This window comes from Sphingomonas sp. GM_Shp_1 (genome assembly GCF_026540895.1).
In the GTDB taxonomy this organism is placed as follows: Bacteria; Pseudomonadota; Alphaproteobacteria; order Sphingomonadales; family Sphingomonadaceae; genus Sphingomonas.
Window position 1 is genome coordinate 1 of the sequence record NZ_JALNUR010000061.1, and the last position, 10,770, is coordinate 10,770.

The following is a 10,770-nucleotide window of genomic DNA, read 5'->3' on the forward strand; positions in this document are numbered from 1 at the left end:
CCGCCTGCGGGCGGGGAGCGTATCGCGGCGAGGTCATGCGCCATCGTGACCGTTCCGGTCGTCGCCACAGGCACGCCCCTCCCGCAGGCGGGAGGGGATGGGGGAGGGCAGGCCACGCGCGATGGTCTCGGTGAGACACCTTTCCCTCCCCTCGATCCCCTCCCGCCTGCGGGAGGGGAGGAAGAAGAGGCGGTGTCCTACCGGACCTCCACAACCTCCACCGCATCGGCCTTGCCCCCGAACGCCACCGTATCGCCCGCCATCGCACCCATCAGCGCCCGCGCCAGCGGCGCGGCATAGGCGATGCGGTCGTGCGCAGGGTCGGCTTCGTCATGGCCGACGATGGTCAGCGTCCTGGTCTGGCCGTTCAGCCGGATCGTCACCACGCTGCCGATCCCGACCTCATCCTCCGCCGGAGCGGGCGCGGGTTCGGCGGTGGCGGCGCGGGTGTTCCAATAGCGAAGCTCGCGCTGAAGCCGGGTGCGTTCTTCCTCGTCCAACGCGGCGGCCAGCGCCGCCTCGACCTCGGCGACCTTGGCGCGTGTCAATTCCGCCCCGCGCGGCGTGACCCAATTGGGGCCGGGCGGGATGGGCAGCTCGAATTTGGGTTCGAGATGCTCTTCATCGGATTCGCGGCGAAAGGCGACACTCATCGGGGATCAACGCTCATGGACATGGCGCGGGTCCATGGCGGGCGCAGCGGTTCGCCGCAAGCACGGCTTGAGTTTTCCGCCGATTGGTGTAAAGGGCCACGCTTTCACGGAACGCAAACATTCACCCGTGCCGCATGGGTGTATCCGCCAACCGAGAGGGATGGGTCCCTTGGTTCGGCGGTACGCGCTCCTTTTTCTGTTGGAGTCCCCATGCCTTTCTCTGCCTTGCCGCCGGTCCTGTCGGCTGCTCTCTCCGCGCGTGGCTATAGCGCGCCCACCCCCGTCCAGGCCGCGGTTATCGAGGACGACGCGCAAGGACGCGACCTGATCGTGTCCGCCCAGACCGGTTCGGGCAAGACCGTCGCTTTCGGCCTCGCCATGGCGAGCGAGCTGCTGGCCGGCGGCGATCACCTGCCCCAGCCGGGCGCGCCGATGGCGCTGGTCATCGCGCCGACCCGCGAACTGGCGCTCCAGGTCAGCCGCGAGCTGGAATGGCTCTATGCCGGTGCCCGTGCCCGCATCGCCACCTGTGTCGGCGGCATGGACGCCTCGCGCGAGCGTCGTGCGCTCAGCCATGGCACCCATATCGTCGTCGGCACGCCGGGCCGTCTGCGCGACCATCTGGAGCGCGGCGCGCTCGACCTGTCGTCGCTGAAGTTCGTCGTCCTCGACGAGGCGGACGAGATGCTCGACATGGGCTTCCGCGAAGACCTGGAGCAGATCCTCGACGGCACGCCGTCCGAGCGCCGCACGCTTCTCTTCTCGGCGACCATGCCGCGCCCGATCGTACAGCTTGCCAAGCGCTACCAGACCAATGCCAAGCGGATCGAGACGATCAGCGAGGACAAGGGCCATGCCGACATCGCCTATCAGGCGGTGACGGTCGCCCCCGCCGATATCGAGGCGGCGGTGGTCAACCTGCTCCGCCTGCACGAGGCGGAAGTGGCGATCCTGTTCTGCGCGACCCGCGACAATGTCCGCCACCTGCATGCCAGCCTGGTCGAGCGTGGCTTCTCGGCGGTGGCGCTGTCGGGCGAGCATTCGCAGAACGAGCGCAACCATGCGCTCCAGGCGCTGCGTGACGGCCGCGCGCGGGTCTGTGTCGCGACCGACGTCGCCGCGCGCGGTATCGACCTGCCCGGCCTGACTTTGGTCATCCACGTCGAAATCCCCCGCGATGCCGAGGCGCTTCAGCACCGTTCGGGCCGTACCGGCCGCGCGGGCCGCAAGGGCACCGCGATCCTGATCGTTCCCTATCCCCGCCGTCGCCGGGTCGAGGGCATGCTGCGCGGCGCCCGCATCGACGCCGAATGGCGTCGTGCGCCCACGCTGGAGGAAATCCGCGAGCAGGACCGTGAGCGTCTGCTGACCGCGCTGCTGGCGCCGGTCGAGGTGGACGACGCCGATCGCGAACTGGCGACCCGCCTGCTCGCCGAGAAGTCGGCCGAGGACATCGCCGCCGCGCTGGTCCGCGCCCACCGCGCCGCGCTGCCCCAGGCCGAGGAGCTGGTCGAGGGCGACGCGCCCGCCCCGCGCGAGCGTCGCGAAGGCTTTGACGACACGGTGTGGTTCCGCATGAGCGTCGGCCGTCGCCAGAATGCCGATCCGCGTTGGCTGCTGCCGCTGATCTGCCGTCGCGGGCACATCACCCGCAACGAGATCGGCGCGATCCGCATCCAGCCGGACGAGACGCTGTTCGAAATCCCGAGCCCGCTGGCGTCGCGCTTCGTCGCCGCGCTCAAGCGGACCGAAGCGGATCATGCCGAGGACGATATCGCGATCGAGCAGGCCGACGGCCCGCCCGCCGGGGGTTCGGGCCATGGCGGCCCGCGTCGTGGTCCGGGCGGTGGCAATCGTCCCATGGGCGGTCGTCCGGCGGGTGGTCCCGGCGGCCCGCGTCGCTACTCGCCGCGCCCCACCCAGGGCGGCCCGCGCGGTCCCCGTCGCGGTTAACCCGTAATTTGCCCCAAGCCATGCTTGGGGCGGCTTGGGGGGGTAGGCTCGCTCGTTGGCGTTGCTGGCCCCACCACCACGCCCTGACGGGCGCGGTCCCCCTCCCCATCGGAGATGGGGAGGATTGGGTTTCCCCGGACGCCCCCGCGCGCAAATCCTCCTCAAGCTCGCTTGGGGAGGGGGACCGCCGGGCGTGAGCCCGGTGGTGGAGGGGCAGGGGCCCCTCGCTGGCGTTGCTGGCCCCACCACCACTCGCTGACGCGAGCGGTCTCCCTCTGCCATCTATTGATGGGGAGGATTTTTTCAGGCGATCTCTCGCCCCGCCTTCCATAGGCGCAGCGCACGGCCCTGGACCGGGAACCCGTCGAACGGCGTATTGCCCGCCGAGGCGAAGGTGTCGCCCGAGACCATCCACGGCGTCTCCGCATCGAGCAGCATCAGGTCGGCGGGCTTGCCCGGCTCCAGCGTGCCGGTGTCGAGGCCCAGCACCTTGGCCGGGTTGCCCGCCAGCAGCGCGAACAGGCGGGGCAGGGTGATCCGCTCGTCGCGCACCAGCATCAGGGCCAGCGGCAGCAGCGTCTCCGCCCCCGCCATGCCCGCCTCGGCATCGACGAAGGGCAGGCGCTTGGCTTCTGGTCCGTGGGGGTCATGGCCCGATCCGATCACATCGACCGTCCCGTCCGCCACCGCCGCCAGCGCCGCCTGCCGGTCGCTCTCGTCGCGCAAGGGCGGCGAAAGGCGGGCGAAGGTGCGGAAATCGGTGATCGCGATGTCGGACAGGTGGAGATGCGCAGGCGTGATGCCGCACGTCACCTTCACGCCGCGCCGCTTGGCCGCGCGGACCAAGTCGAAGCCCGAGGCTGTCGTCACCTGGCGGATGTGGAGCTTTGCGCCTGTCTCCTCGGCCAGCATCAGGTCGCGCGCGATGGCGAGCGACTCGGCCATGGCGGGGGCGGAGGGCAGGCCCAGACGGCTTGCCGTCTCGCCCTCGGTCGCGACCGCATCGGCGGCGAGGCCATCATCCTCGGCATGGGAAATGACGGTAAGCCCCAGATCGCCCGCATAGGCGAGTACCCGGTGCATCACCCCCGAATCGGCAATCCAGCCGCGCCCGGTCCCGACCGCCTTGGCCCCCGCCGAGACGCACACCGCCATCTCGGCCAGGTCGGTCCCCGCCAGCGAACGCGTCGCCGCCGCGATGGGGTGGATCCACAAATCGGGCCGCCCGATCAGCGCGGCGCGCTGCACCACGCCCGGATCGTCGAGGACCGGCGACTGGTCGGGCATCAGGCCGATGCGCACGATGCCCCCGGCGCGGAAGGCGGCGCGGTCGACCTTGAACACGCCCAGATCGACGATGCCGGGGGCGAGCATCTTGCCGCCGCAGTCGATGACGGTCGCGCCATCGGGCACGTCCCCGGTGCCGGTGATGACGCCGTCCTCGACCAGCAGGGTCCGGCCCTTGATCTCGCCGCCGACCGGGCAGATCAGCGTGGCGTTGGTGAAGGCGGTGATGCTCATGCCCAGCCCTCCAGCTTGCGGGCGCGGCGGGTGAGCACGTCCAGGCACGCCATGCGCACCGCCACGCCCATCGCCACCTGTTCGGTGATCGCCGATTGCGGGCCGTCCGCCACTTCCGAGTCGATCTCGACGCCCCGGTTCATCGGACCCGGGTGCATGACCAGCGCACCGGGCTTGGCGCGCTTCAGCCGCTCGGCCGTCAGGCCGTAGCGCATCCGGTACTCGCGGGTGGAGGGGATATAGCCGCCCGCCATCCGCTCATTCTGGACGCGCAGCATCATGACCACGTCGGCATCCTCGATCGCTTCGTCGAAATCGGTGAAGGGGGTGACGAACATGCGTTCGATCCCCTTGGGCATCAGCGTGGAGGGCGCACAGACCCGCACTTCGGCCGCCAGCGCCGTCAGGGCGAGGATGTCCGAGCGTGCGACCCGGCTGTGGAGGATGTCGCCGCAGATGACGACCTTCTGCCCCGCCACGCTTCCACGGCGACGGCGGATGGTCAGCATGTCGAGCAGCGCCTGGGTCGGGTGCTCGTGCCGTCCGTCGCCTGCGTTCAGGACCGGGCAGTCGACCTTGTCGGCGATCAGGCGGACCGCGCCGCTCGCCATATGGCGGATCACGATGACATCGGCGCGCATCGCGTTCAGCGTCATCGCCGTGTCGATCAGCGTTTCGCCCTTCTTCACGCTCGACTGCGCGGCATGCATGTTGACCACGTCCGCGCCCAGGCGTTTCCCTGCGATCTCGAAGGACAGGAGCGTCCGGGTCGAGTTCTCGAAGAATGCGTTGATCTGGGTGAGGCCGGCCAGCCTGGTGTCGGGCGTGTCGGTCGCGCCGCGATCGAGCCAATGTTCCGCTTCGTCGAGCAGGAACATGATCTCATGCGGTTGAAGGCCGTCGATTCCGGTTAGATGCCGGTGCGGGAAAACGGCGCCACCCTGAATGAGCGTGCCGGGGCGATGATCCGAGATGTGCATTAAAGCCGCCGGGTAGCGGGGGACGGGGCGATGAGCAACCCAATTCCTCCCCAAGCTTGCTTGGGGAGGGGGACCGCCGGGCGTCAGCCCGGTGGTGGAGGGGCAGGGAGCTTGGCGAACGTTGCCTGCCCCTCCACCGTCGCTGGCGCGACGGTCCCCCTCCCCATCGGAGATGGGGAGGATTTGAGGGAAGTCAGGCCATGACCAGCGCGTCGATCGCCGCTTGCAGGATATGGGCGGCGGCGAGATTGTCGATGCGTTCGGCGCGCTTGGCCCGGCTCATATCCTGTTCGATCATGGTCCGCTCGACCGCGACGGTGGACCAGCGCTCGTCCCACAACAGGATCGGGCCGAGATCGGCGCAGTTGCGGGCGAAGGCGCGGGTCGATTGCGAGCGCGGGCTCTCGCTGCCGTCCAGGTTCAACGGCAGGCCGATGACCAGCCCCTTCACACCCTGCTGCGCGATCATCGCGATCAACTGTTCCTTGTCCTTGGTGAATTTGGTCCGGCGGATCAGCGTGGCGGGGCTGGCGAAGCTCCACCCGGCATCGCAGAGCGCGGTGCCCACGGTCTTGGTGCCGACGTCCAGCCCGATCAGCCGCCCGCCGGAGGGCAGGGCGTCGCGGAATTCGCTACGGTCGGTGGTGATCAGGCTCATCGAAAGGCTTTCAAGCGGCGATCCGCATCGGCGCGGACATTCGCCCAGAACAGGCTATAGTCATAGACGTGATAATTGTTGCCGGGCAGCACATAGGGCCCGACGCTCGGCCCCTCGCCGATAGTCAGGATGCCGCGACCCTCGCATTTGGCGGGCACCTTGCCCGCGATGATCTCGGCGGTCTTCAGGTCGGACGAGGGGAAGAGCGTGCCCAGATTGGCGGTCGCGGGTGCCTCGCCGCCCGGCGTGCCGGTCAGCGGGTTGGTGCACAGCATCGCGCTGTCCTTGCGGGGCGCGCCGGTATAGCCATTGGTCTTGTCGAACACCTCCAGGATCAGCGACGGATCGGCGGGCTCGCCGAAGCTCTGCCAGCTAAGGATACAGCCGGTCTGGTCGGCGCGCTCGCAGGCGGGCAGGCCCATGGCGGGCAGGTCGGCGGTCATCGAGATCGGCCACCCGATGACATAGGCCGCGACGATCCGCCGTTTGAGCGCGGGGTCCTTGGCTACCCGGTCGGTCAGCAGCCGCGACAGGTGCAGCGCGCCCTGGCTATGCCCGGCCAGGATCAGCGGACGCTTCGGATCGACCTGTTCGAGAAAGGCGGTGAAGGCCGCGTCCACGTCGCGGTAAGCCAGATCGAGCGCGCGCTCGGCGTCCGACACGCTGGTCAGGAACGCGCCGAAGGTCGCCTGCCGATAGCGCGGTGCCCAGATGTCGCCCGACCCGTTGAACGCGCTCGCCTGGCCGCGCAGGAACAACTCGGCGCGGCCATTGGTGTCGGGATCGTCGATCGGCGCGTTCCAGTGCGCCTTGTTGATGTACGAGGTCGGGTGGATGAAGAACACTGCCGCGCCCTGGCCGGGCTGGCCGGGGCTATAGCCGGTGGGCGTCCACAGCGCGGGGTTGCCCGGAATATCGGGCCGCGCCAGCCACATGATGCGCCGCTTGTAGAGTTCGCTCGGCGGGGCAGCCTGTTCGCGAAACGATTCGGAAGGGACGGTCGACCAGCGGAGCAACTGGTTGCCGAACAGGCGATAGGCAAAGGCGGCCGCGATCGTCAGCACGATGAGCGTCGCCACGACATAAAGGAATTTGCGCGCCAAATCATCACTCCGTTGTGCGGTGCAGCAAAACAGGGAAGCCCGCAATTGCTATCCATGACCCCCCACTTGTCCCTGTTGCAATCGCCAAGGCGGCAAAAGCGTTGCGCGAAGCCTTGCGGCGATGCTAGCCGCAAATCCATGTCCGTAGATACCGCAACCGTGAAGAAGATCGCGAGCCTGGCCCGCATCGCGATCACCGAGGAGGACGCGACGCGCCTCGCCCCCGAACTGGGGAACATCCTGGGCTGGATCGAGCAACTGGGCGAGGTCGACACCCAAGGGGTCGAACCGATGACCGCGGTGATCCCGAACCAGCTTCGCCTGCGCGACGACGTCGTCAATGACGGCGGCATCCGCGACCTCCTCATGCAGAATGCGCCGCAGGCCGAACATGGCTTCTTCACGGTGCCCAAGGTGATCGAATGATGACGGATCTTACCACACTCGGCATCGCCGCCATCCGCGACGGCGTGCGCGACGGCCAGTTCAAGGCGCGCGAAGTCGCCGAGGCGTTCAACGCCAAGGTCGCGGGCGCTGACGCGCTCAACGCCTTTTTGGTCAAGACCCCGGAGCACGCGCTCGCCGCCGCCGATGCGGCCGATGCCGCGCGCGCCGCTGGCGAGACGCTGAAGCCGCTGGCGGGCGTGCCGATCGGCATGAAGGACCTGTTCGCGACCAAGGGCGTCGCGACCACCGCCGCCAGCAAGATCCTAGAAGGCTTCGTGCCGCCGTACGAATCGACGGTGTCGCAGAATCTATGGAACGCCGGTGCTGGGATGCTGGGCAAGCTGAACCTCGACCAGTTCGCCATGGGCTCGTCCAACGAAACCAGCGCGTTCGGCAACGTCATCTCGCCTTGGCGTCGCCCCAACGACACCGCGCCGCTGGCCCCCGGCGGGTCGTCGGGCGGATCGTCGACGGCGGTGTCGGCCGGGCTGGCTCCCGGCGCGACCGGCACCGACACCGGCGGTTCGATCCGCCAGCCTGCTGCCTTCACCGGCATTTCGGGCATCAAGCCGACCTATGGCCGCTGCTCGCGCTGGGGCACGATCGCCTTTGCCTCCTCGCTTGACCAGGCGGGGCCGATGGCGCGTGACGTGCGCGACTGCGCGATCATGCTGGAGGCGATGGCGGGCTTCGACGCCAAGGACGCGACCTCGCTGAAGCTCGACGTACCGACCTGGGAAGCCGCGTTGTCGGCGGACCTGAAGGGCAAGCGGGTCGGCGTGCCCAAGGAATATCGCGTCGACGGTATGCCCGCCGAGATCGAGACCTTGTGGCAGCAGGGCATCGACTGGCTGCGTGATGCGGGGGCGGAGATCGTCGAGGTCTCGCTGCCGCACACGAAGTACGCGCTGCCCGCTTATTACATCATCGCGCCTGCCGAGGCGTCGTCCAACCTGGCCCGCTATGACGGCGTACGCTACGGCCTGCGCGACCTGCCCGAAGGGGCGGGCTTGCAGGACATGTACGCCGCGACCCGCGCCGCCGGGTTCGGCGACGAGGTGAAGCGCCGCATTCTGATCGGCACCTATGTGTTGTCGGCGGGCTTCTACGATGCGTACTATACCCAGGCGCAGAAGGTCCGTACGCTGATCGCCCGCGATTTCGAGCGGGCGTTCGAGCAATGCGACGTGCTCCTCACCCCGACCGCGCCCTCGGCGGCGTTCGCGCTGGGCGAGAAGCAGGCCGATCCGCTCGCCATGTACCTGAACGACGTGTTCACGGTGCCCGCCTCGCTGGCCGGGCTGCCCGCCATGTCGGTGCCGGGCGGGCTGGACAAGGACGGGTTGCCGCTCGGCCTCCAGATCATCGGCAAGCCGCTGGACGAGCAGGGCGTGCTGAACGCCGGGCTCGCCATCGAGCAGCGCGCGGGCTTCACCGCCCGACCGCAGGCCTGGTGGTAAGCGACCGCGTCTTTTCCGCGCGCAACACCGCCGTGTTGCGCGAGGCGCAGGGCGCCCTGAACGTCGCGTTCGGGGCGATCCTCAGCGCCTATGTCGGCGTGTCCCTGAGCAATATCGACAATCACCCCTTCGACCATCACACGCTGGCGCGCTTCTTCCTGGGCGTGGCAGGCTTCATCCTGTGCCTGTGCGTGGGCAACAGCGTGATCCTGCGCGGTGAGTTCCGGCTCGGCATCGCCTTCCTGCTGCTGGGGGCGGCCGCGGCCTATGTGGGGTTGATGGAGGCGCGGCATCTCGGCTTCGAGACCGCGATCCTGCGCATCCTGTCGGGCTGCTGGATCGTCGCGCTGCTGGGCAGCAACGCCGTCCTGACGGCGATCAACTATCTTCATCATCGAGATCGAACATGAGCGAATATCGCATCCAGGGCGCGAGCGGAGAATGGGAGGTCGTGATCGGCCTGGAAGTCCATGCCCAGGTCACCTCCAACGCCAAGCTGTTTTCCGGCGCGGCCACCGCGTTCGGCGCGGAGCCCAACACCCAGGTCTCGCTGGTCGACGCCGCGATGCCGGGGATGCTGCCCGTGCCCAATATGGAGTGCATCCGCCAGGCGGTCCGCACCGGCATGGCGATCGACGCGCAGATCAATAAGTGGTCGCGCTTCGACCGGAAGAATTACTTCTACGCCGATCTGCCGCAGGGCTATCAGATCAGCCAGCTCTACCACCCGCTGGTCGGCGAGGGCGTGATCGAGATCAGCCTGGACGAGAAGAACCCCGATGGCCCGACCAAGTCGATCGGCGTCGAGCGTATCCATGTCGAGCAGGACGCGGGCAAGCTGATGCACGACCAGCATCCGACGCGCTCCTATGTCGACCTCAACCGCTCGGGCGTGGCGCTGATGGAGATCGTCAGCCGCCCCGACATGCGTTCGCCCGCCGAAGCCGGGGCTTATCTGCGCAAGCTGCGCGCCATCCTGCGCTATGTCGGGTCGTGCGACGGCAATATGGAAGAAGGCTCGATGCGCGCCGACGTGAACGTGTCGGTGCGCAAGCCCGGTGACGAATTCGGCACCCGCACCGAGACGAAGAACGTCAACTCGGTCCGCTTCGTCATGGCCGCGATCGAATATGAGGCTAAGCGCCAGGTCGCGGTGCTGGAGGATGGCGGCAAGATCGTCCAGGAAACCCGCCTGTTCAACGTCGAGAGTGGCACGACGCGCTCGATGCGGTCGAAGGAAGATGCGCACGATTACCGCTACTTCCCCGATCCCGACCTGCTGCCGCTGGAACTGACCGACGGTTTTGTCGAGGAATGCCGCGCCAGCCTGCCCGAACTGCCCGACGTCAAGCGTCGTCGTTACGAGGCGCTGGGCCTGACGCCGTACAATGCGGGCGTGCTGACCGCCGAGGTCGAGACGGCGCGCTGGTTTGACACGCTGCTGGACGCCCTGGAAGGCTCGCAGGCCAAGCCCGCGCAGGCGGCGAACTGGGTCGCGGCCGAGCTGTTCGGCGCGCTGAACCGGTTGGGCAAGGACATTACCGAGAGCCCGGTCAGCCCTGCCCAGGCGGCGGAACTGCTGGCGCTGGTCGCCGATGGCACGCTGTCGGGGAGCCTGTCCAAGCAGGTGTTCGAGATCATGCTGGAGACGGGCGATGGTCCGTCCAAGATCGTCGAGGAGCGCGGGCTCAAGCAGACGAGCGACACCGGTGCCATCGAGGCGGTGATCGCCGAGGTTCTGGAGAAGAACCCGAACCAGTTGGGTCAGTATCGTGGGGGTAAGGAAGCGTTGTTCGGCTTCTTCGTCGGGCAGACGATGAAGGCGATGGGCGGCAAGGCCAATCCGGCGGTGGTGAACGACCTGTTGAAGAAGGCTTTGGCGGGGTAATTCCGTTCAAGTCCCCCTCCCGCAAGCAAGTTTCAGGTCGGTCATGCCCCGGCATGACCTAAACGATGCGGGGCATCGTTTACCTGAAACTGGGGCTGTGGGGAGGG

The 10,770-nt window shown here is 68.1% G+C and carries 10 protein-coding genes; 5 read left to right on the top strand and 5 right to left on the bottom strand.

Going from position 1 to position 10,770, the window contains the following annotated elements:
* Nucleotides 1-197: 197 nt before the first annotated feature.
* Nucleotides 198-653, bottom strand: a complete 456-nt coding sequence (locus tag OXQ33_RS17000; protein ID WP_267435937.1) for a GreA/GreB family elongation factor — start codon at nt 651-653, stop codon at nt 198-200.
* Between the two features lie 210 nt (nt 654-863).
* On the opposite strand from OXQ33_RS17000, the gene OXQ33_RS17005 reads away from it, so the two are divergent.
* Nucleotides 864-2,606: a DEAD/DEAH box helicase gene (locus OXQ33_RS17005; RefSeq protein ID WP_267435939.1), complete on the top strand. Its 1,743-nt coding sequence runs from the start codon at nt 864-866 to the stop codon at nt 2,604-2,606.
* 303 nt (nt 2,607-2,909) lie between these two features.
* Here the strand turns inward: OXQ33_RS17005 and OXQ33_RS17010 are convergent, their stop codons facing one another.
* The 4 genes from OXQ33_RS17010 to OXQ33_RS17025 all read right to left on the bottom strand — a co-directional run bounded on the left by OXQ33_RS17010 (nt 2,910) and on the right by OXQ33_RS17025 (nt 6,868).
* Nucleotides 2,910-4,127: a dihydroorotase gene (locus OXQ33_RS17010; RefSeq protein ID WP_267435941.1), complete on the bottom strand. Its 1,218-nt coding sequence runs from the start codon at nt 4,125-4,127 to the stop codon at nt 2,910-2,912.
* Nucleotides 4,124-5,107 carry an aspartate carbamoyltransferase catalytic subunit gene (locus tag OXQ33_RS17015; protein ID WP_267435943.1) on the bottom strand — a complete coding sequence of 328 codons (984 nt, stop codon included), beginning with the start codon at nt 5,105-5,107 and terminating at the stop codon, nt 4,124-4,126. Before OXQ33_RS17015 ends, OXQ33_RS17010 begins: the two co-directional genes overlap by 4 nt.
* A gap of 193 nt (nt 5,108-5,300) precedes the next feature.
* Complete coding sequence (gene ruvX / locus OXQ33_RS17020; RefSeq protein WP_267435945.1) at nt 5,301-5,765, bottom strand: Holliday junction resolvase RuvX; 465 nt, start codon at nt 5,763-5,765, stop codon at nt 5,301-5,303.
* Nucleotides 5,762-6,868: a DUF3089 domain-containing protein gene (locus OXQ33_RS17025; protein WP_267435946.1), complete on the bottom strand. Its 1,107-nt coding sequence runs from the start codon at nt 6,866-6,868 to the stop codon at nt 5,762-5,764. Before OXQ33_RS17025 ends, ruvX begins: the two co-directional genes overlap by 4 nt.
* Before the next feature lie 138 nt (nt 6,869-7,006).
* Here OXQ33_RS17025 and gatC point away from each other — a divergent pair, with 138 nt between their 5' ends.
* From gatC to gatB, 4 genes are read left to right on the top strand one after another with little or no spacing between them, the layout of a single operon-like run.
* Nucleotides 7,007-7,294 carry an Asp-tRNA(Asn)/Glu-tRNA(Gln) amidotransferase subunit GatC gene (gene gatC / locus OXQ33_RS17030; protein ID WP_037568622.1) on the top strand — a complete coding sequence of 96 codons (288 nt, stop codon included), beginning with the start codon at nt 7,007-7,009 and terminating at the stop codon, nt 7,292-7,294.
* On the top strand, nt 7,294-8,775 hold the full coding sequence (gatA, locus tag OXQ33_RS17035; protein WP_267435955.1) for an Asp-tRNA(Asn)/Glu-tRNA(Gln) amidotransferase subunit GatA: 1,482 nt from the start codon (nt 7,294-7,296) through the stop codon (nt 8,773-8,775). Before gatC ends, gatA begins: the two co-directional genes overlap by 1 nt.
* A complete protein-coding gene (locus tag OXQ33_RS17040; RefSeq protein WP_267435951.1) occupies nt 8,769-9,185 on the top strand; it encodes a hypothetical protein in 417 nt (138 codons plus the stop codon). The genes gatA and OXQ33_RS17040 overlap by 7 nt, the downstream gene beginning before the upstream one ends.
* Complete coding sequence (gene gatB, locus OXQ33_RS17045) at nt 9,182-10,663, top strand: Asp-tRNA(Asn)/Glu-tRNA(Gln) amidotransferase subunit GatB (RefSeq protein WP_267435953.1); 1,482 nt, start codon at nt 9,182-9,184, stop codon at nt 10,661-10,663. Before OXQ33_RS17040 ends, gatB begins: the two co-directional genes overlap by 4 nt.
* The last annotated feature ends 107 nt before the right edge of the window (nt 10,664-10,770 follow it).

What these genes read in the sequence shown, in the direction of transcription:
- OXQ33_RS17000 (WP_267435937.1), bottom strand. Translation starts at nt 653, where the DNA reads ATGAGTGTCGCCTTTCGCCGCGAATCCGATGAAGAGCATCTCGAACCC.
- OXQ33_RS17005 (WP_267435939.1), top strand. Translation starts at nt 864, where the DNA reads ATGCCTTTCTCTGCCTTGCCGCCGGTCCTGTCGGCTGCTCTCTCCGCG.
- OXQ33_RS17010 (WP_267435941.1), bottom strand. Translation starts at nt 4,127, where the DNA reads ATGAGCATCACCGCCTTCACCAACGCCACGCTGATCTGCCCGGTCGGC.
- OXQ33_RS17015 (WP_267435943.1), bottom strand. Translation starts at nt 5,107, where the DNA reads ATGCACATCTCGGATCATCGCCCCGGCACGCTCATTCAGGGTGGCGCC.
- ruvX (WP_267435945.1), bottom strand. Translation starts at nt 5,765, where the DNA reads ATGAGCCTGATCACCACCGACCGTAGCGAATTCCGCGACGCCCTGCCC.
- gatC (WP_037568622.1), top strand. Translation starts at nt 7,007, where the DNA reads ATGTCCGTAGATACCGCAACCGTGAAGAAGATCGCGAGCCTGGCCCGC.
- gatA (WP_267435955.1), top strand. Translation starts at nt 7,294, where the DNA reads ATGACGGATCTTACCACACTCGGCATCGCCGCCATCCGCGACGGCGTG.
- gatB (WP_267435953.1), top strand. Translation starts at nt 9,182, where the DNA reads ATGAGCGAATATCGCATCCAGGGCGCGAGCGGAGAATGGGAGGTCGTG.